The sequence below is a fragment of the Peribacillus tepidiphilus genome, assembly GCF_009466385.1.
Lineage (GTDB): Bacteria > Bacillota > Bacilli > Bacillales > DSM-1321 > Bacillus_BN > Bacillus_BN tepidiphilus.
Map to the genome: position 1 here is coordinate 48,151 of NZ_WIAQ01000006.1, position 20,040 is coordinate 68,190.

21 protein-coding genes are annotated in these 20,040 nt (G+C 37.0%); 17 read left to right on the forward strand and 4 right to left on the reverse strand.

Going from position 1 to position 20,040, the window contains the following annotated elements:
• Window positions 1-299: 299 nt before the first annotated feature.
• From GD441_RS05865 to GD441_RS05885, 5 genes are read left to right on the forward strand one after another with little or no spacing between them, the layout of a single operon-like run.
• On the forward strand, window positions 300-3,269 hold the full coding sequence (locus GD441_RS05865; protein ID WP_225434143.1) for a DNRLRE domain-containing protein: 2,970 nt from the start codon (window positions 300-302) through the stop codon (window positions 3,267-3,269).
• Window positions 3,270-3,271: 2 nt separating this feature from the next.
• Window positions 3,272-4,381 carry a hypothetical protein gene (locus GD441_RS05870; protein ID WP_153124689.1) on the forward strand — a complete coding sequence of 370 codons (1,110 nt, stop codon included), beginning with the start codon at window positions 3,272-3,274 and terminating at the stop codon, window positions 4,379-4,381.
• Window positions 4,381-4,608 carry a hypothetical protein gene (locus GD441_RS05875; protein ID WP_153124691.1) on the forward strand — a complete coding sequence of 76 codons (228 nt, stop codon included), beginning with the start codon at window positions 4,381-4,383 and terminating at the stop codon, window positions 4,606-4,608. Before GD441_RS05870 ends, GD441_RS05875 begins: the two co-directional genes overlap by 1 nt.
• A 16-nt stretch (window positions 4,609-4,624) precedes the next feature.
• On the forward strand, window positions 4,625-5,026 hold the full coding sequence (locus GD441_RS05880; RefSeq protein ID WP_153124693.1) for a phage holin family protein: 402 nt from the start codon (window positions 4,625-4,627) through the stop codon (window positions 5,024-5,026).
• Window positions 5,026-5,718 (forward strand): N-acetylmuramoyl-L-alanine amidase, encoded by a 693-nt coding sequence (locus GD441_RS05885; RefSeq protein ID WP_153124695.1) that lies wholly within the window; start codon window positions 5,026-5,028, stop codon window positions 5,716-5,718. The genes GD441_RS05880 and GD441_RS05885 overlap by 1 nt, the downstream gene beginning before the upstream one ends.
• 28 nt (window positions 5,719-5,746) lie before the next feature.
• Here GD441_RS05885 and GD441_RS05890 read toward each other — a convergent pair whose 3' ends face one another.
• Window positions 5,747-5,965: a hypothetical protein gene (locus tag GD441_RS05890; protein ID WP_153124697.1), complete on the reverse strand. Its 219-nt coding sequence runs from the start codon at window positions 5,963-5,965 to the stop codon at window positions 5,747-5,749.
• Window positions 5,966-6,119: 154 nt separating this feature from the next.
• On the opposite strand from GD441_RS05890, the gene GD441_RS05895 reads away from it, so the two are divergent.
• Window positions 6,120-6,317, forward strand: a complete 198-nt coding sequence (locus GD441_RS05895) for a hypothetical protein (RefSeq protein ID WP_153124699.1) — start codon at window positions 6,120-6,122, stop codon at window positions 6,315-6,317.
• 53 nt (window positions 6,318-6,370) lie between these two features.
• On the opposite strand, the gene GD441_RS05900 is transcribed toward GD441_RS05895, so the two are convergent.
• The 3 genes from GD441_RS05900 to GD441_RS05910 all read right to left on the reverse strand — a co-directional run bounded on the left by GD441_RS05900 (window position 6,371) and on the right by GD441_RS05910 (window position 8,291).
• Entirely contained in the window at window positions 6,371-7,126 is a 756-nt protein-coding gene (locus tag GD441_RS05900) for a Panacea domain-containing protein (protein WP_153124701.1), read from the reverse strand.
• Window positions 7,126-7,752, reverse strand: a complete 627-nt coding sequence (locus GD441_RS05905; RefSeq protein ID WP_225434144.1) for a nucleotidyltransferase family protein — start codon at window positions 7,750-7,752, stop codon at window positions 7,126-7,128. Before GD441_RS05905 ends, GD441_RS05900 begins: the two co-directional genes overlap by 1 nt.
• A gap of 281 nt (window positions 7,753-8,033) precedes the next feature.
• Window positions 8,034-8,291 carry a hypothetical protein gene (locus GD441_RS05910; protein ID WP_153124705.1) on the reverse strand — a complete coding sequence of 86 codons (258 nt, stop codon included), beginning with the start codon at window positions 8,289-8,291 and terminating at the stop codon, window positions 8,034-8,036.
• Between the two features lie 343 nt (window positions 8,292-8,634).
• Here GD441_RS05910 and GD441_RS05915 point away from each other — a divergent pair, with 343 nt between their 5' ends.
• The 11 genes from GD441_RS05915 to GD441_RS05965 all read left to right on the forward strand — a co-directional run bounded on the left by GD441_RS05915 (window position 8,635) and on the right by GD441_RS05965 (window position 19,924).
• A complete protein-coding gene (locus GD441_RS05915) occupies window positions 8,635-9,093 on the forward strand; it encodes a site-specific integrase (protein ID WP_225434145.1) in 459 nt (152 codons plus the stop codon).
• The gene (locus GD441_RS17120) at window positions 9,050-9,316 is read left to right on the forward strand and encodes a tyrosine-type recombinase/integrase (RefSeq protein WP_225434146.1); all 267 of its coding nucleotides are present in this window, start codon (window positions 9,050-9,052) and stop codon (window positions 9,314-9,316) included. Before GD441_RS05915 ends, GD441_RS17120 begins: the two co-directional genes overlap by 44 nt.
• A gap of 144 nt (window positions 9,317-9,460) precedes the next feature.
• Complete coding sequence (locus tag GD441_RS05920) at window positions 9,461-9,982, forward strand: RNA polymerase sigma factor (protein WP_338091696.1); 522 nt, start codon at window positions 9,461-9,463, stop codon at window positions 9,980-9,982.
• Window positions 9,966-11,372, forward strand: a complete 1,407-nt coding sequence (locus GD441_RS05925; RefSeq protein ID WP_225434147.1) for a DUF4179 domain-containing protein — start codon at window positions 9,966-9,968, stop codon at window positions 11,370-11,372. The genes GD441_RS05920 and GD441_RS05925 overlap by 17 nt, the downstream gene beginning before the upstream one ends.
• A 513-nt stretch (window positions 11,373-11,885) precedes the next feature.
• A complete protein-coding gene (locus tag GD441_RS05930; protein ID WP_153124709.1) occupies window positions 11,886-12,332 on the forward strand; it encodes a helix-turn-helix transcriptional regulator in 447 nt (148 codons plus the stop codon).
• 256 nt (window positions 12,333-12,588) lie between these two features.
• Window positions 12,589-12,855, forward strand: a complete 267-nt coding sequence (locus GD441_RS05935; RefSeq protein WP_153124711.1) for a hypothetical protein — start codon at window positions 12,589-12,591, stop codon at window positions 12,853-12,855.
• Between the two features lie 39 nt (window positions 12,856-12,894).
• A complete protein-coding gene (locus tag GD441_RS05940) occupies window positions 12,895-13,125 on the forward strand; it encodes a hypothetical protein (RefSeq protein WP_153124713.1) in 231 nt (76 codons plus the stop codon).
• Window positions 13,126-13,722: 597 nt separating this feature from the next.
• Entirely contained in the window at window positions 13,723-15,501 is a 1,779-nt protein-coding gene (locus GD441_RS05950; RefSeq protein ID WP_153124714.1) for a sensor histidine kinase, read from the forward strand.
• Complete coding sequence (locus tag GD441_RS05955; RefSeq protein WP_153124716.1) at window positions 15,476-16,222, forward strand: LytR/AlgR family response regulator transcription factor; 747 nt, start codon at window positions 15,476-15,478, stop codon at window positions 16,220-16,222. Before GD441_RS05950 ends, GD441_RS05955 begins: the two co-directional genes overlap by 26 nt.
• A 260-nt stretch (window positions 16,223-16,482) precedes the next feature.
• On the forward strand, window positions 16,483-18,276 hold the full coding sequence (cstA, locus tag GD441_RS05960) for a carbon starvation protein CstA (protein WP_153124718.1): 1,794 nt from the start codon (window positions 16,483-16,485) through the stop codon (window positions 18,274-18,276).
• A gap of 238 nt (window positions 18,277-18,514) precedes the next feature.
• Complete coding sequence (locus GD441_RS05965; protein ID WP_153124720.1) at window positions 18,515-19,924, forward strand: branched-chain amino acid transporter BcaP; 1,410 nt, start codon at window positions 18,515-18,517, stop codon at window positions 19,922-19,924.
• Window positions 19,925-20,040 lie beyond the last annotated feature (116 nt).

Below are 20,040 nucleotides of genomic sequence, written 5' to 3' on the forward strand. Positions count from 1 at the left end.
CGCAAAATTTTAAAGTGGGAGAGATGCTCAATAAGCGGACCCCCAACTCTAAGACATGGATCAATTTTGACGGGTCATATACAACGGAAATATATAATGCCCAGGTCCATTATGAGGGCGAAGACGGTAATCTATATAACATCGATACAGACCTGTTCGACGAGGGCGATCTCGATTTAGTCGATGAGCCTGTAGCCAAAGAAGGTCGCGAGCGGTTTAGAGAGGCCAGAGAACGGGCAAGAGAAGAAAAAAGAAAAAACAAACTGAATCGTGATCTGTACGATTTTCAAGGTCTGAAAGTGCCATTCGATGTTAGGCTACCGCGGAATTTTAAACGTGGTTATGTCGTTGGGAAAGGCAAAAATAAACTAAAGTTTAAACCTATCGGAGCGTCACCATCAAAAGGTTACGTTGATGAGGATAAAAAGAATTTTATACACTATCAAGATGTATGGAATGACACGGATGTAACGCTTGAATTAACAACAACAGGTGTAAAAGAAACGATTATTCTAAAAACCGACAGAGCACCTGTCTCCTTTTCGTTTGAAGTAGATGGACCATTAGAAGATGATTTAACAAGCGGAGAATTAAAGTTACAGCCTGCATGGTTACAAGACGCTAACGGAGAAAAGCGTGACGTTTCGCAAACTATAAGACGAGAAGGCGATCAAACTTTTATCGACTTGGTTGCCGATGTATCTGGTCTTGTTTATCCGATTGAGATTGACCCGACTGTAACAATCAATTCAAGTTTCAATTTGCAAAACTGTTTTATTAGATCAGATGGAATATCATATGCGAATGAAGATTATCTGCAGGCAGGAATAATGACAGGAAACCTAAAGATGAGACCATTCTTTAAATTTAATTTATCTGCTATTCCTACCAACGCAATAATCATAGATGGAGAAGTGGGGTTGTTTAGTTCTGGTTCGAGTGGTCTCTCTAACTACTTTTTATACGAGGTAACGCAAGATTGGAACATTGGTAATATATCTTGGAGCAATCAACCAAATCGATCTGTTATGGTTACTTTTTATCAAGGCTCTACGGGTGCCATGTGGTTTAAATGGAAAGCCCCCATCATTGGGTCGGTAGTTGATAAGTGGATTAAAGGTGGATATAATTACGGTTTTTCAGTAGGAAATGACGAAATTAATAATAATAACCAATATTCTACATTCCGAGGTTTTGCTTATTCAGATCCATCGGTCAGACCTTACTTATCTGTAACGTACAGCATTCCACCAACATCCCCAACCGTCACAAGTCCAAACGGAGGAGAAACGTGGAATAGCTTACACACAATCACATGGAGTGGTGCTTCTAACCCTAATGGCACGCCAGATGTGACGACAGGAATAGTTTTTAATAATTACACTTCATCTGGAACTTTAAATGGACCAATTGGGCAACAGTTTATCGCAACGAAAGATGGTAAACTAGGGGCAGTTGATGTTTTTTTATATTCTATTAATAGCGAAGGAACATCAACAACATTAAATGTTGAACTTTGGTCACTTGATGGAAGTGGAAAACCATCATCAAAATTACATGAGCAAAGTTTCAATATTTATATTCCTAATGCAAATACATGGTGGAATTTTACTTTTTCTAACCCACCTACTATTACTAATGGTGTTAAGTATGGTTTGGTAGTAAGGGGTGCTCCTACTTCTTTAAAATATGGTATAGATATTTCTGGGACGTATTCATCATGTAAAAGATTAGACTGGGATGGAGTTAATTGGTATGTAAATTCAAATAATTTTATGATGAAATTATATTTTTCGCCTAGTAACTCTTTACAATATCAAATCCAATTATCCACTAACAATGGGGGAGCATGGAAAGATATTGTATCACTTACAGCCGCAGGGGCGACAAGTTATCAATATGACTTTATCAATGAACCAGAGACATCAACGGCAAAAATCCGAATCAGAGCATTTGACGGCACATCATACGGACCATGGGATGAATCAAACGGTGTTTTTACTATTCAACACAATCAAGCGCCAACCGTGCCAACAAATCTTTCACCAAGTGGAGGAACATCGAAAGATCGTGCTTCTGTCATCCGTTTATCATGGCAGCATAACGATGCGAACTTCGACCCACAAGCGAAATTTGATTTGCAATGGAGGTTACAAGGTGCAGGAACCTGGAACACCATCACACAGGCGACACCGAACCAATTCTATGATGTACCTGCCAATACGTTTCCAAAGGGGACGATTGAATGGCAAGTACGCACGTATGACCAAGCCGGTTTATCTTCACCATATAGCAATATTCAAACATTTGTCGCGGGGGATAAACCAGCAACGCCAGTCATCACAAACCCGACGAATAACTCAACGGTTGCTGTCGCCCGGCCGACGGTTCAATGGTCAAGTGATGGCCAAACAGCCTATCAAGTAAAAGTCTATGATTCTGCTGGAACGAAACTTTTATGGGATAGTGGAGCTATTAACAGCACAAACAAAGCACAAACAGTCCTTTACGATTTAGCCAATAACACAACATATCAGATTCAAGTAACAATAAAAAATGCCGACGGGCTATGGTCTGACGCGGCTGTTTCGAATATCGCAGTTTCCTACACGCCGCCAGCATTGCCGGTTGTCACAACCACAAAAGGAGAAGGGATTATAACGATTTCGATTGATAACCCGACTCCATCCGGCACACAACCGAATGTGTCTTACAATGACCTATATCGCCGGAAACAAGGTGAATCAATCTGGACACTAATCGCAACTAATATTCCAGCCGATGCTTCCTTTGTAGACTACACGCCGGCAAGTGGACAAATGTATGAGTATTTCGTGCGTGCTTGGGGAGACAACGGAACATATTCGGACAGTGCTGTTGTGAGCCAATCCATTTCGTTGAAGGGAATCTGGCTACATGAAGCAGCCAATCCATTAGCGACGCTTCATCAATTCAAACTCGTGAGTGACCGCAGTGGAAACTGGCAACCTACTGCGGCAATGATGCAATTTGCAGGGCGAAGATTGCCAGTCGCAGAATATGATGATGCTGAACAGAGAACCGTGAGTGTGAAAATCACTTTGTTGAAAGATAGTGGTGATTTAGAAGCACTCGAAGGGTTGATCCGATCGAAAAATACGCTTTGCTACCGTGATGCTAGAGGTAGAAAAATGTTTTGTCATGTATTCCAGTTGCCAGTCGATGACGAGGTTTACGGCAATACAGTCAGCCTCACATTTGAAGAAGTATCGTACACGGAGGAAGTATAGCCATGCTTTCGGTGATCAATTTTCCATATTCACGTCAAGAAATTATCAATGTTCTTCACGGGAAATATGGACAAAGGCATTTCAAATTTCGTTATGAACTCTTGGATAAGGACGACCGAAAAATAGGTGAGTTGGATACTGTGGAAAGCGGGGAAGTCTCAATGGCTTCCCTTTCTTCTATTAAACGGACAGCAAAATTTCAATTGAAAGATCGTGGAGAAATCGATTGGCTTAGTGATCGAATACAACCTTTTGCTCTTTTACGTATGAGAGATGGAAAGTATATTGAATTTCCTTTGGGAATCTTTCTATTGAGCAGTCCGACAAGAAAAGATTCAAATAAAAATATTTATAGAGATGTCGAAGCGTTTGACGGTCTTCTAATTCTCCGCGACGACAAGTTTGACACTAGGTACACGGTTCCGGCCGGCACGAACTATCGGCAAGCGGTTATTGATATTCTCGCAAGTGCCGGCATCACCAAACACAATATCGAGCAAACGGACAAAGTTCTGCCGGTCGATATGGAATTCGAGCCTGGGAAAGAAAAATTGGAAGCATGCAACGCACTCTTGCAAGCGATCAACTACACGCCGTTGTATGTCGATGTGTACGGCTATTTCACCAGCATGACGTATAGAAGCCCATCCATCCGTTCGGCTGAATACACATATAAAGATGATGAATTGTCCATCATTTATCCAGGCATGGAAGAAGAATTGGACCTTTTCAACGTGCCGAATAAATGGGTGGTTGTCTGTTCGAGTGCAGAACAATCGCTGATGTCTTCTTATACCAATAGCAACCCTAATAGTCCGACATCTACGGTTAGTAGAGGGAGAACAATCGTTGACTACCGAGAAGTGACGGACATCGCCGACCAACAGTCTCTTGATGCGTACGTCCAGCGCATTGCTTTTGAAGCCTCGCAAGTGTACGGGAAATTGACGTTTGAAACAGCAATCAATCCGTTACACGATTACATGGACGTATTGGAGATTGATTATTCACCGTTAGGCATTACAGGGAAGTATTCTGAAACAAGCTGGACCATGCCATTGAAAGCCGGTGCCCGCATGAAACATGAGGTTAGAAGGGTGGTGTCAATCTAGTGATAGACCATGAGTTTTTTCTTTCGAATTTCCTTAATAAAAAAAGGGAAAAAATCATTCAATTTGCGAGGGTAGGCCCAAACTATTCAGGCGGTCGCCCTCGTTTGATTTTTGACGGGGAAACAGTTGTAAGTGGCAAAGCATACCCGTATTTGGCTAGCTACACTCCTGCAGCAAATGACAGAGTGATGTTGGTCAAGGGTGTCATAATCGGAAAAATCGTATAGAGAGGAGTCAACAAAGGTGGAAATCATTAAATACATTTCAGCAGGAATCGGAGCAGGTATCTCATTTGTGTTTGGGGGATGGCATACATTGTTAAGTATCTTATTAGCATTCGTCATACTAGACTATGTGTCAGGATTCATCGCAGCAGGAATAGAAGGAAAGCTAAATAGTAGTGTAGGCATGAAGGGGATCGCTAAAAAAGTAGCGGTCTTTTTTGTTGTAGCAGTCGCTCACATGATGGATGTGGCGCTTGGCTATGATGGACATATTTTGAGAGATGCAACGATCTTTTTCTTTTTGGCCAACGAAGCACTATCCATTCTTGAAAACGTTGGGAGAATCGGGGTTCCTATTCCATCAGCACTGCAAAAAGCTGTTGATATTTTAAGTGATAAAAGTAAAGGAGAGGATAAATAATGGTACGCATTGTTCTTGACGCGGGGCATGGTGGTCACGATCCTGGCGCAGTGGCTAACGGCTTGAGGGAAAAAGACCTTACACTTGCGATCGTGAAGCGTATCGGGCGTATGCTTGGAGAATATGAAAATGCAGAAGTGTTCTACACTCGTACGGATGATCGTTATTTGTCATTAGAGGAACGTGCGGCGATTGCAAATAAATTGAAGGCTGATTTACTCATTTCTGTTCATATCAACGCTGGCGGCGGCACAGGATTCGAAAGCTATGTATACAACGGCGGTGTTTCTTCTCAAACAGTTGCTTTGCAAAACGTGCTCCATGGCGAAATTTTAGTTGCTATGCGCCAGTTTGGTAACATCACAGATCGAGGTAAAAAGCGTGCGAATTATACTGTTTTGCGTGAGACGAAAATGCCTGCTGTTCTAACCGAGAATTTATTTATTGATTCTAATGACGCGAAGTATTTGAAAAACGAAGCATTTCTCAAAGCAGTAGGAGAAGCACACGCGCGAGGTGTTGCAAAATTCTTGGGTTTGCCGCAAAAAGCAAAGTCACAACCGAAACAAAAAGTGTCTGACGAAAAATTGCATCGTGTGCAAGTAGGTGCGTTTGCTGATCCCTACAATGCAAAACAGCTTGCAGAAGAATTGAAGAAGAAAGGATACCCTGCGATAGTTGTCGAAGGATAGAAAATTGCCCCTCTTACCCGAGAGGGGCTTATTTTGGTTTTATTGCCCATCCTCCAGGGAATTTAATAATATCATAGTATTGTTCTGGATATTCTTTTCTTAAACGTTTATATTCTTTTTTTTCTTTGTTTTCTTGTTCTATTTTGATTTTTTCGAATACCTTCATAGTTATTTCTTTATTGCTAAAAACTTCTATAAATCCGAAACCTGGCATCCAAAGAAATGTTTTCTTTTTTTCTTTTATCATTTACTATTCATCTCCATGTTTTTTTATAATACAATTCTGTAATTTATAAGAATTCCCTTGTGAACATTTTGTTAATTATCAATAAAAAAGAGCCTTTTAATGGAAGGAACTTCAATTTGAGCGAGGAATAAACAATAATAGGGAGGTGGGAGTTATGTGGAAGGTTCTGGGGAAATTACGATGTCCTGTTTGTTCAGAACCGGTTGAAATTGACGTTAAAGTCTTTCTAGACCAGATGAATACCGTTTTTCATCAAAAATGCTATCACAAATCTTCGACACCGCAATTTACAATCAAGGATGAGGGTACGTTCAAAAAAATGCTCTTGAAATATCCTTTTTTCAATGACTAAATATATTATGATTCCATATGAAAAGCCCTTCTCACTCGAGAGGGGCTTTTAATCTAAATTGAATCAACAATATGGTGATATTGTGTTATTAAATCATCAGGTATTAATGAATTTCTGCCTGGTTTATAAACTCTATCCCAAGGTCCGCCTTTTATATGGGTTTTCTCCACTAATTCTGTAGCGGTCATTTTACTATAATCACTAAGTACATCCAAAATACAATCTAAAGCAATCAATCCATGTTCGGAAGATGCAATTTTCATGAAGGACGGTGTAACTGCATGTTCATCCGTTGAAATACTCATGGTCTCATCTTCTTTATAATCAATTACTGAGCTGCCATGAACTTTAAACTTGTGAAATACAGATTCTACTACAGGACCGTATTTAAAAGCTACAATGGGTTCTTTAAATAATTTTTCTCCTGTCCTTAATAAGAATCTGGCGTAAGAAAAATATAAAAGTTTTTGTAACTTTAAATGTGATGTTGGTGCAACAGATAAAATAAACTTAGCGACATCGTAGGCAGTTAATTTTTGATCTTTTGATATGAGGCTAATAAATTCGTCTGTATCATGTGAAATCACCACATCATCAAAAAAAGCATCTTTTTCTACAACAGATTTCCAAGAGATTGAATCGGTTGACAGTTTATGAAGAGCTAATTGGACATCTCCACATTTTTTCTTAACACTTTTAATAAAATCCTGGATAACAGTTTTACTTAATTTAGTTTCGTCTGCGTAGTGCCATCCAATTCTTACACCACTTGTATAATCACTAACAATTGCAATAAAGTGGAATGCCATTATTCCTCACTCCTTTCAATTTCAAGGGAACCTTTGTAAATTTCTGCCCACTTTTTATATTCTTGTTTATGTAAAGCATGAGATTGCTCATTTGTAGATGCATCTAATGGATTCCAAATTTGTAATTCCCAAGGATAAAATTTATTGCTTTCACCATAAAAATACAAGTGAGTTGCTTTATAATCACCCTTTGAGGAATTCGTTTTTTTGATTTTTATTTCTCTTAGGATGCTGTTACAGAGTTCATCGAATTGTTTACAATTATGGTCAAATCCTTCAATGATTATTCTAAATCCTAGAAGATCATTAAGGCACTTATTAATCGCATACCTTCCCTTACCTTCTTTAGCGACTTGATAATACTTTAGTTTGTTTACGATTGATTCATTTTGTTTTACCCTTAGCCGCAAGTCAAAATCTTGATAAATGAAATCCAAATCTGTCTCAATCGTTAATTCCTCTAACTCGGTTATATATTTTTTAATAATTGAATAAAAATCATTCTCTAATATAAATACTTCCCGATCGTCAAATACTTTACACACATGACGAACTTGTAACTTGTTTAAATTTGAAGATGCAGACTCATTTTGTTTTATCCAATTATGTGAAAACTCATTATGCATATGGTATATCCTGAAGATTAACTCTTGGATTTCATTATAATAACGATATGGTGCCTTTTCACTTGTTATCGTCTTATTTATATTTATGTTCATAGTTTTTGGTTCCTTAATTATTCAATATATATAAAATTATATATCTAATAATCATTAATTCTAGCTTTAATTTCTCATATTTAATTGTGAAATTTCAACAAAAGGATATTAAAAAGTATTAAATACACAAATTAGACACAAACTCCAATGATTCCTTCCTTGAAATTACAGTAGTTTTGCTGAAATTTTCAAAACGGCAAATCATCAATCACCGGCCTGATCTGCTTCACAATCTCCGTAATATCATGTTCTCCGTCATAAATCACTTTTTCAACCTCGGCATCCAATCCCATCTCCATTTTTATCTGCCGAATCCACTCATATGCGACTACCGCAGCTGCAAAGTCCGGATCCTTCTTAAAATCCGAGACTTTTACTGGAAAAGATCCACGCTGCATCCAACGTGTTCCTCGGGCATATAAATGCAATTCAATCGTAACGTTCATTCAATCATCCCTTTATTGTGTATTTTAAAATCTTAAAATTCAATGTAAAAATTTTTAATGTTTTTGGTGCCACAATGATGCCTGCCTTGATATGATTCTGTATTGTCCAGTGAATTTATTTTAGAAAAAAATACCCGTATAATAAGAAGAAACAAGGAAAAATAATCCGATATTGGGCGAGATCATGGGCTAATGCATGGGCGGAATGATGTAAGGCTTTTGAGCCTTTCATTGGAGAAATAGCTACGGCTATTTCTCCCCCATTTTGAGAAGTAGTCATGTAAATAATTTATATCAATAGCAATAACCACTTCCTATAAAAATTTAGGGAGTGGTTTTTTTGTTGTTAAAATTCGCTTATCAAGATTTTTTGGATGACAGACGCTTCAAGAACATGACTAAAAAGAATATCAAAAATTATGAAATGATTTTAGGGAAATTTGTGGACTATTGCATTGAGAATCAAGTGGTAAATGCTGAGGATATTACCTACAGTCATGTACGGCAATATCTTTTAAAATGCCAAGAAAAAGGTGATAAAGCTGGAACCATCAACACCAAACTGTTGAGGATTCGAGCATTTTTGAATTATTTGGTTGAATGTGAAGTCATTAAAACTAACCCTGCCAAGAAAATTAAACCACAAAAAGAAGATGTTAAGATTGAGGTTTTCAGCGATGAACAAATTAAGCAAATGTTAAACTTTTACAGACGTATCAAACGGCGAGAAAAAAAGTTATGTTGCTTATCGAGATTACATGATTATTGTAACGATTCTTGGCACAGGGATAAGACGAGGTGAAATTATCAACCTTCAATGGTCTGACATTGATTTTGTAAATAAATCAATATCGGTGTTCGGAAAGAGCAGAAGAAAGGAAACTATTCCTATTACAGATAAGTTGGCAAAAGAACTAGCGGCATATCAAACCTTCTGTAAACAATATTGGGGAAATTTAAGCGATTATGTTTTTGTGAAACGGGATAACACCCATCCCTTTCACTCCAACGATGATTTAATATAAAGGTAAATCCCAATATTGTATTTTCAACTACAAAGAACGAAACAAATAATTTCGAAAAATTTTTGATACAAAAACCACAACTTTAAGTTAACTCATACGTCTAAGTATTGAACTTTCAAGAAAAGGAGGGACGAAAATTTGTCTATGTATAAAAAAGAGGAAATTGCAGATTGGTATGACCAACATAGCAAATCTATACTAAGTTTTATTTTACTTATGGTAAAGGATTATCAGCAAGCGGAAGATTTAACTCACGATACCTTTGTAAAAGCGTATTTATATTATGATTCATTTAAACATCATTCCAGTGAAAAAACATGGCTCTTTAGTATTGCCCATAATTTAACAGTTGATTTTTTAAGGAAGCGTAAACCTGCCTTGTTTTTCAAAGAATATTTTCTTTTGCAAAAAGACAACAATTCATTGCCCGAAGAAGTTTTTCAAATAAAAGAGGAATCATATGAACTTTATCGGGCATTAGGAGAACTCAAAGCTACATATAGAAAGGTAATAATTTTAAGAAAAATAAAAAACTTTTCTATAGAGGATACAGCTAAGATACTAGGTTGGTCTGAGAGTAAAGTCAAGTCAACACTCTTTAGAGCAATCACTGCTCTGAAAAAACAATTAATAAAGGAGGGTTATTGGAATGAAAAGGCAATTTGAAGATACTGATTTTGACTGTCTTTTAAAGGAGGTGGATTCCCATTTTATGTGGAAGAAAAAACAAAAGCAAGCATTAAAAAATCGAATTCTAACAGATATTGAAAATTTGGAATCCCAAGGGAGAAATAGGTTAGCATATAAAAGGAGTCTAAGACCATTTGTTTTTTCGGCAGTATTAGCTGCAAGCATTCTCATCTCTTCAAGTTTTATTTCACCTGCAATCTCTAGTGTTATGGCGGATGTACCTTTACTAGGAAAAATTTATGCAACTTTTAACGACTTAGTTGGAAGAAACTTAGAATCACAAAAATTAATAACACAATTAAATAAAACATCTAGTAGTAAAGGTATAGATGTTTCAATTACGAGTGCCTATTATGATGGGGCTGTTATAGGAGTGACTTTTAATGTTAAGGGAAATCTGAAGACTGAAAAAAATGGTAAAGTTATCGGATTTTATGAGATATTTGATGGAAAGGAAGGTATATCTGATAGTAAAGAACTAGTTTTTATGGAACCTTCACAAAATGGCTTTGTTGGTCATATCCAATTAAGCTATCCAAAAACAGAATTACCTTCTAATGCTACATTCCCACTTGAATTCAAGAGGATTGGAGATAAAGAAGGAAGTTGGAGGTTTGATGTTCCAATTAGTCAATTACCATTTGAGACACAAAAAATTGATAAAGTAAGTATTCAAGAAAATGCAGGTGTTCAAGTTTATTTTGATTCAATTATTATAGGTAAAGCTTCGACTGCTATCAACTATACAGCTACTTTTCCTATTGAAGGAAAACATGACCAGGTAAGGTTAGAGGCTTATGATGATAAGGGGAACGAAATTAACATCTCCAAAGATGGTATTGACCTAGAAACCATTAAGGAGAATGATGAAATTATTGTTAAAGGGAGAAGCATTATCCCAGAATCATTAAAAGGAAAAACAACTTATATAGAGGTACATCCGAAAGTAGTCATAAATGAACAAGACCAATTTATTTCATTAAATGAGCCAACACCTGTTGAAATAAAGGCTAGTAGGCAAAATTTGTCCGTAAAGATTGAAAAAATTACTGTTAAAGATAAGAGTCTCATTGTTGACTTTCAAGTTAATAATGGGGATAAAAGGGATCGGTCCTTTACGTTCTTTAAGGATTTTGCACGTAATGATGTGATTTTAGTGAAAGAATCCGAGAAAGAGATATATAAGCAACGAATTAAACATTCTGTAGAAACCGTAAATAAAGATGAATTGCGATTTAGAAGTACTTTTGATATTAGTAAGCTTAATGAATTTAGCCTAAGTAAATATGTAATAAGAGTTAATTTAGGAACTTTAAGTATGAATATTCCTGTAGAGTTAGAAAAGGTCAAGATTGATTTAAATTAAGCAACAATATTGTCCTAGTTTATTTCAATTATTGGTACATTAGTTTAACACCGTAAAGAACTTGGAAACACTCCAAGTTCTTTTTGTGTCAATTACAACTCGATTAGCAATGTTGAGTATCATAAAGCACACACGTCCACAGACGCTCAGAATGGCTCGTGGTGTCGTTTAATGGAGTCCTTCCCCCTTATCAAGAAAGAGTCCCTTAAAATTTCTTTGCTTCTAACTCATTCTTTCTGCGGATGAGGGTTGAATAGGATTTTTCAAACTATTCTCGAGACGAGTAATTCCCGCATTTTCCAGTAGTCCAACATCCATCGTTCACCTTTTTTGGTTTCATACTTTTTTACATATGCCAAGATTACCAGCTCCTTATCTCCAGAATTTGAGAAGTTTGGAGAGTTTTTAATTGGTGGATTACTTGCAAATGATGAATTTCATGGTAATGGATTTTGTGAGTCTCATGGGAATGAATCAGCGTGGATTAAGACGAGGCAAGGGCGGTGCGTGGCGATGAATAAGAAAGAAATTGAAAACATTCTTAAAGATTACCACTGGATGATGAACTCTATAAAAGTCTTAAGAGAATCTATGGAGGATGCAGGAGAAGGCCTAACGGCTAAATATGGTGTTGAAGCTTCCGTGCCTAAACCGCAAGGAACTACCAGCGACCCAGTGTATCGTGAAATTCTTCGACGTGAGAGTAGATTGAAAGTTATTGATAAACATAAGACGAGGATTTCACTAATTCAGGGCAGGTTGCATTTAATTGAGGATGAGAGAGAACTTGAAGTGCTGCATTGGTTACTTGAGGGAAAGAGTTATCGATGGATAGGGGCACACATGGGGCTATCCTTTTCTCATATTAAAAGAATTCGTGATTCTATAGTCGAACAATTAACAAAAGAAACAAATGTCATTATAGAAACGAATTTGTTGAAACATAAATCAGCTTGTTAAACTTGAAGGTAAGACAGAAGGAGATAACCTATAATTTATGGGTTAGGTACAGTTCAATCAGTGAGCCTTCTTAGAAAAATTCTATAGTAAGTAAGGTTATTAAAGTGATTATACAAATATTACGATTAATTTACAAAATGTGTAAACAGATACAAAACATGTTTATTTTGGTATTATTGGAAGTGGATTCTGGTAGTAAAAGTATTATACACAGTCTAACTTAACTCAGGTTGTAGATCCTAATTCTCCGGGTCATATGTCTGCCTGGAAAGTCCAAGAAAGATTAACAGGTGACTATGCAATAAAAAAAGCTGAGGTTAATAATTATACTGGCTGGTATGACCGTGCAAAAGTAGCAGAAAATAGGACTTTTAGAACCGTTTATGCTCATGGATTCAAAGGTGAAACGCTTTCTTTGACGGTAGGGGTATCATATCCAGCTGGAGTTTCAATACGTATTACTCCAGTTACAGTTGATAAGGTAGAGAAAGCTGTTACCTATGCCCTTATGAAAAGAAATTAATAAAGTAGGGAAACTGTAAAAGTAAATGGGGGGAAACTTTTGAAAATACTTAAGATTCTTAGTGCAATACTTTTATTAATTTTCCTATCTGGTTGTAATCAGGAAAGAATAGATGTTAGTATATTAGACTATTCATTTAAGACTGAAAGAAAAGGCGATGAAGTATATGTGTCTTACTCAGTACAAATTGAGAATTCAGGTGAGGACACATATCATATCTTAATACCAAATCTATCGCAAGAAATAGAAAGTTTTTCATCTGTGAAATAATTAATAGTTGAGATACCTACTAATTCAACTGTATCAACAGGTTCGAATTTTACTGTAGATATAACCACAATGGAAGAACCTGAAATAGAAGAAATACTGGATGGAAAAATCATAAAAGGATTATATATTGGAAAGTATATAGAACTAAAATGATTACAAAACTATAACCCCTTTTACAGTAAGAAGGTTTTTTTAAAATTCAATTCGTTTTACAGACATACAGAAAACGAAATTTTTATAAAATAACAACCGTAAGGATTTTTGAACACAGGCGAGAATACACCAATAAAACATTATCAACTACTGTTTTATTGGTGTCTTTGATTCTGCTTCTAATAAAGCCAATAGAAATTCCTCATAACTTAAGTTACGATCCTCAGCCTCTCTTTCGAGGGAACGATATTGTGCTGCGATAGTCGGAATCTCATGAATTCAGAGAATTCATGAGAGGTTTTTTTATTTCAGGGCGTGCTTCGACTTAATTAATAGTGAAGGATCCATCTTGAACGGGAAACTCCTTTGAACAGATCCCGTTTTTCTTATTTTTTGTGTAGTATAATAAAAATACCGATTACATTTTTAAGGAGGTAACGGATTTTGATTCAGTTGCTACCTTTGATGCTTGAACGAGTGGGGCTTTTGGTGATTGTGGCTTTTCTGCTGTCGAGGCTGAAGACCTTCCGTCAAATCATTCATAATGAACTTGGATACAAAGAAAAACTAATCTTAATTGGAATATTTGGAACGTTTGGAATCATTAGCAACTATACGGGCGTGCAAATTGATAAAGGTCTTATTCAATCCCAGGCATGGCAAATAAACGTGGACTATGACGGTGCAATCGCAAATACGAGAATATTGGGAGTGGCGATTGGTGGATTGCTTGGAGGGCCCGTTGTAGGTCTTGGAGTTGGTTTAATTGCTGGGTTACATCGGTTAACGCTCGGTGGATTTACAGCGGTAGCTTGTGGTATTTCCACCATTTTTGCTGGTGTCTGTACAGGGATTATAGGTAAGCGATTCGGATTAAAAAACAGCTTGTCTGCTTGGAAGGCTGTTTCTATTGGAATCATCATGGAAAGTATTCAAATGGGTATTATTCTTCTAGTAGCAAAGCCCTTTTCAGAAGCACTTCATCTTGTTGAATTGATTGCATTTCCGATGATATTCATTAACGGATTTGGTATGTTAATGTTTATTATGATTATTCAATCTATACTTGTTGAGGAAGAAAAGACAAAGGCTTTGCAAACCCACAAAGCATTATATATCGCTCAGCAAACTCTTCCCTATTTTAGACAAGGATTAAATGAGCATTCATGCAAAAAAGTAGCGGAAATCATTCTTGAAACGACAAAAGCAGATGCCATTTCTATCACAAACGAACATGAGGTTTTGGCTCATGTTGGTGCCGGCTCTGATCATCATGTTCCGCATCATGATATGGCAACTCAGTTAACAAAAAGAGTATTAGAAGAAGGAAGAATCATAACAGCTCAATCTCGAGGAGATATTCAATGCTATAAAAAGGATTGTCCACTACAGGCTGCGATCGTGCTTCCTTTAAAAGCTCATCAAAAAATTGTAGGAACACTCAAGCTTTATTTTACGAATGCTTCTCGTCTTACACAGGTTGAACAGGAGCTAGCTGAAGGTTTAAGCAAACTGTTTTCTACCCAGTTAGAGCTGGCAGAGGCAGAAATGCAAAGGAAGTTGTTAAAGGACGCAGAAATAAAAGCATTACAAGCACAAGTTCATCCTCATTTCCTTTTTAATGCTATTAATACAATCTCTAGCTTAATACGTACCGATGCAGATCAGGCAAGGAAATTACTGATCAAGCTAAGTACTTTTTTTCGCAGTAATTTGCAAGGTGCTAGGCATATGCTCATTTCGCTCGAAAAAGAGCTGGAGCATGTAGAAGCCTATCTGTCTATTGAACAAGCTAGGTTTCCAGGAAAATATAAAGTTCATTTTGAAATAGAGCCTTACTTGAAAAAAGTATTAATTCCACCGTTTACTCTTCAACCCCTGGTGGAAAATGCAATAAGGCATGGGTTTGTCCATGGAAAAAAAGGGGAGGTCATGATTAAGGTTTATAAGGAAAAGGATAAGATCCTGATCATTACTGAGGATAACGGAAAGGGCATCTCCCCTGAATTAATAAGCTATCTTGGACATACGACTGTGGTATCAGATAAAGGTACAGGAACAGCTTTGTGGAATATTAAAACGAGAATTGAAGAAATTTATGGGAAGCATGCCTCTTTTCAAATTATGAGTAAACCTGAAAAAGGAACGAAGATTTGGATTACCCTTCCCATGCAGTACAATAAATGGAGTGAAGAAGATGTTAAAGGCATTTTTAGTGGATGATGAACCACTTGCAAGAGATGAGCTAGCCTACCTTTTAAAGAGAAGTAGAAAGGTTGAAATTGTTGGGGAAGCGGATCAAATAGAAAGTGCATTACAGCAATTATCCTATATCGAGGCAGATGTTATATTTTTAGATATTCAATTGGCAGAAGAGAGCGGGCTTGAGCTTGCTAATAAACTTTTAGAATCGGAAAAACGTCCGGAAATTGTGTTTGCTACAGCCTATGATGAGTATGCCTTAAAGGCATTTGATTTACATGCCGTCGATTATCTATTAAAACCGTTTGATGAAGAGCGGGTCATGAGAACAATAGAGAAATTGACAAAGCTGTTTGAAAGCAAAGCAGAGCTTTCTTCATCTGCAATGAATGGACATGCTCAAACAGTGGAATCCGTAGATAAGCTAGCTATAACAGTTGAAGACCGAATTATTATCGTGCCTGTAAAGGAAATCTTATATATATACAGTGAAGAAGGCAAAACAGTAATTATCACCATGGAGAATAAATATGAAGCTTCCGATTCCCTGATTACCTTTGAGAGAAAGCTGATGAACACATCCATCGTTAGAGTTCATCGGGCGTATTTGGTGAACTTGAATCAAATTAAGGAAATCCAGCCTTGGTTTCATTCTACGTATAACTTAATGATGCCTGACGGAGAAACTGTCCCAGTGAGCAGGACCTATACGAAGGAGTTAAAAAAGCGATTTGGATTTTAAAAAGGGTAGGGTTTACGCATCAAGAGTAATGTAAATCATTTTGAGTCCCTTTTTGGATCTATTCGGTCACAGATTTCCAGGGGTATAGTTTCATTTGCTTATAGGTATAACTTACCGTAACTTTTGCAATAAAAAATGTGTATTTCAATCTGCATTTGCTGCTACTCATTCCCTTTTTTCGACGTTTCACTATGAAAACGGTTACTTTTTATTTTCATATATTATTATAGTGTCAAAGAAAAAAGGGGAGGGTAAAAGAAATGAATGCGGTTACAATAGTCATTGGTGCTATGTGCATATTAATGATCTCTTATCGTTTGTATGGAACGTTTATGGCAGTAAAGGTTATGAAACTAAATGATTCTATACCGACACCTGCGCATGAATTAAACGATGGAAAAGATTATGTACCAACAAATAAATGGGTAACGTTTGGTCATCACTTTGCAGCTATTGCTGCTGCTGGTCCGCTCGTAGGACCGATTTTAGCAGCACAATTTGGTTACTTGCCAGGATTGCTTTGGCTTCTAATTGGAGCGGTAATCGGGGGAGCTGTTCATGATGCTGTTGTATTATTTGCTTCGATGCGAAAGAAAGGCAAATCCTTATCAGAAGTTGCAAAAGAAGAACTTGGTCCTGTAGCTGGTTTTTGTACAGGCTTGGCAATGCTTTTTATCATAACGATCACAATGGCCGGCCTTTCTATGGTCGTTTTGCATGCATTGGAAAAAAATCCATGGGGTACTTTTGCAGTTGGTATTACTATTCCGATTGCAATGGGAGTAGGAATTGCCTATAAGAAAACTGGAAATCTGAAATTAACGTCAACGATTGGCTTTATTTTGTTAATGATTGGTGTATTTGTTGGACCTTCCATTCAAAATACAGTCCTTGGAGATTGGCTCACTCTCGATACAAAAACATTAGCGATTATTTTACCTATTTACGCTTTCTTCGCGGCTGCTTTACCTGTTTGGTTATTACTCGCACCGCGCGATTACTTAAGTAGCTTTATGAAAATCGGTGTATTTATTGCCCTTATTATTGGAGTATTTATTATTAATCCAGCTATAGAATTCCCTGCTGTTACAAAATTTATTGAGGGTGGCGGCCCTATTTTAGCTGGTCCGGTTTGGCCATTTATTTCCATAACAATTGCTTGTGGAGCCATTTCTGGATTCCATGCTTTTGTTGGATCAGGTACTACTCCCAAATTACTTGATCGCTGGAGTGATATTAAAGTAGTCGGTTTTGGAGCGATGCTAGTAGAATGCTTAGTTGGTATCATGGCATTAATCGCTGCAACTGCACTTCAGCCTGCTGACTATTTTGCGATTAACTCCACTCCTGAAGTGTTTAAGACATTAGGGATGGATGTTGTACACTTACCTGAGTTAAGCAAGGAAATTGGCATTGATCTAGAGGGAAGAACAGGCGGAGCTGTTACTCTAGCTGTGGGAATGACGTATATTTTTACCGAAATTCCTTGGTTTGCAAAGCTGTCATCTTACTTCTTCCAGTTTGTTATTATGTTTGAAGCTGTGTTTATCTTAACGGCTATTGATGCAGGAACTCGTGTTGCCCGTTATTTGATTCAAGATTTTATGGGAGAATTCTATAAACCATTGAAGAAAACAGATTGGATCCCTGGCTCTATTTTTGCAAGTGCATTAGCATGTTTCATGTGGGGATACCTGCTTTATTCAGGTGATATTGGTTCAGTTTGGGCATTGTTTGGAGTTTCCAACCAGCTAATGGCTTCAATTGGATTGATTGTAGGAGCAACTGTTATTCTAAAAATTGCAGACAAACGCAGATATATGCTTACTTGTCTTGTTCCGTTAGCATACTTGTTTGTGACAGTTAACTACGCAGGTTATTGGATGGTCAAAAATGTTTACCTAAATCCTGCGGCAGCTGGATACAATGTCTTAAATGCAGTATTATCTGTTATCATGCTAATCCTAGGATTTGTCATTATGATTACAGCCATTAAAAAATGGTTAGAAATGTGGAACTCACCTTCAGTTAAAATGAATACAAAGGTTGCTTAAATAAAGGAACGAATCTAGGTGATAGTATTATCCTCCTAGATTCGTTTTTTTATTTAAGAGATAACTTTTCTAGATTACTAATCTATGGTTTATTTGGTAATTTAAAAATTTTCAGAAAAACATTGATTTTCTAGAAAAATAATTTTATTATATCAATACGAAGAAAAATGTTGAAATTTGTCGAATTATTGCGCATTGATAATTCGGAATTTTTAGAATGATAAAAGTGAGGGGTTTCATGAGTTTATTTAGGAAAAAGTCCATTGATGCTCTTATAAGAGAGACTGGGCAAAAAGATATTACATTAAAAAAAGATTTAGGTGCTTTTGATTTAACGATGTTAGGGATCGGAGCCATTATTGGAACGGGTATCTTTGTTTTAACTGGTGTGGCAGCAGCAAAGCATGCTGGACCAGCTCTTATGTTATCCTTTGTTATAGCAGGTCTTGCTTGTGTATTTGCAGCACTGTGCTATGCGGAATTCGCTTCTACTGTTCCGGTTTCAGGAAGCGCCTATACCTACAGTTATGCAGCATTTGGTGAGCTTATTGCTTGGATCCTAGGTTGGGATTTAATTCTGGAATATGGTCTCGCCTCATCTGCAGTAGCGAGTGGATGGTCGGGTTACTTCCAAGGGCTTCTCGCCGGATTTGGGATACATCTTCCAACAGCCCTTACCAGTGCATACGATCCAACAAAAGGGACATTTATAGACATTCCAGCCATCGTGATCGTTTTTATCATTACTATTTTATTGACACAAGGTGTGAAAAAGTCTGCTAAGTTCAATACGGTAATGGTTATCATTAAACTTGCTGTAGTCTTATTATTTATTGCAGTGGGTGTTTGGTATGTACAACCGGATAATTGGACACCGTTTATGCCATTCGGGTTCTCTGGAGTGGCTACCGGTGCAGCGACTGTATTCTTTGCTTATATTGGTTTTGATGCTGTTTCGACTGCAGCAGAAGAAGTAAAAAATCCTCAAAGAAACATGCCAATTGGTATCATTTTATCTTTGCTTGTATGTACAATCCTTTATATTATAGTAGCTGCAATCCTTACGGGAATTGTGCCTTACAATATGCTTGATGTGAAAAACCCTGTTGCATTTGCTTTATCCTTTATCCATCAGGATTGGGTAGCTGGATTTATCTCTCTTGGAGCTATAACAGGGATTACAACCGTTCTTCTTGTCATGATGTATGGTCAAACTCGTTTATTTTACGCAATTAGCCGTGATGGATTATTGCCTAGTATCTTATCTCGAGTAGATAAAAAGAAACAAACACCCGTTATGAATTCTTGGATTACTTGCTTAGTAGTTTCTGTTTTTGCTGGTTTAGTTCCACTAGGTAAACTGGCTGAATTAACGAACATCGGCACATTATTTGCATTTATGACGGTATCTATCGGTATTCTTGTTCTTAGAAAAAATAGACCAGCTCCATCAGGTAAAGGCTTCCGAGTACCTTGGGTTCCAGTTATACCGATCCTTGCATTCGGTTTCTGTGGATATTTAATCGCCCAATTACCGAAAACAACTTGGTTAGCTTTTGGGGTTTGGTTAGTAATCGGTTTATTTGTTTACTTCTTATACGGAAGAAAGCATAGTGCACTTAACGAGCACAAAGATAACGAATTCTAACAAACCGGTATTTAAATAATGGAAAATCAAAAAACTTGCAGTATATTCATGCTGCAAGTTTTTTTATGAATAACTAAAAATACAACCCTTAAATCATATAAAAACTCTTGAATTAT

Coding starts and splice junctions, on each gene's coding strand:
- GD441_RS05905 (WP_225434144.1), bottom strand. CDS start 7,752: ATGCATAATGAGTTTTCACATAATTGGATAAAACAAAATGAGTCTGCA.
- cstA (WP_153124718.1), top strand. CDS start 16,483: ATGAATGCGGTTACAATAGTCATTGGTGCTATGTGCATATTAATGATC.
- GD441_RS17120 (WP_225434146.1), top strand. CDS start 9,050: ATGATTATTGTAACGATTCTTGGCACAGGGATAAGACGAGGTGAAATT.
- GD441_RS05870 (WP_153124689.1), top strand. CDS start 3,272: ATGCTTTCGGTGATCAATTTTCCATATTCACGTCAAGAAATTATCAAT.
- GD441_RS05965 (WP_153124720.1), top strand. CDS start 18,515: ATGAGTTTATTTAGGAAAAAGTCCATTGATGCTCTTATAAGAGAGACT.
- GD441_RS05890 (WP_153124697.1), bottom strand. CDS start 5,965: ATGATAAAAGAAAAAAAGAAAACATTTCTTTGGATGCCAGGTTTCGGA.
- GD441_RS05895 (WP_153124699.1), top strand. CDS start 6,120: ATGTGGAAGGTTCTGGGGAAATTACGATGTCCTGTTTGTTCAGAACCG.
- GD441_RS05920 (WP_338091696.1), top strand. CDS start 9,461: ATGTATAAAAAAGAGGAAATTGCAGATTGGTATGACCAACATAGCAAA.
- GD441_RS05910 (WP_153124705.1), bottom strand. CDS start 8,291: ATGAACGTTACGATTGAATTGCATTTATATGCCCGAGGAACACGTTGG.
- GD441_RS05885 (WP_153124695.1), top strand. CDS start 5,026: ATGGTACGCATTGTTCTTGACGCGGGGCATGGTGGTCACGATCCTGGC.
- GD441_RS05930 (WP_153124709.1), top strand. CDS start 11,886: ATGAATAAGAAAGAAATTGAAAACATTCTTAAAGATTACCACTGGATG.
- GD441_RS05925 (WP_225434147.1), top strand. CDS start 9,966: ATGAAAAGGCAATTTGAAGATACTGATTTTGACTGTCTTTTAAAGGAG.
- GD441_RS05900 (WP_153124701.1), bottom strand. CDS start 7,126: ATGGCATTCCACTTTATTGCAATTGTTAGTGATTATACAAGTGGTGTA.
- GD441_RS05955 (WP_153124716.1), top strand. CDS start 15,476: ATGTTAAAGGCATTTTTAGTGGATGATGAACCACTTGCAAGAGATGAG.
- GD441_RS05935 (WP_153124711.1), top strand. CDS start 12,589: ATGTCTGCCTGGAAAGTCCAAGAAAGATTAACAGGTGACTATGCAATA.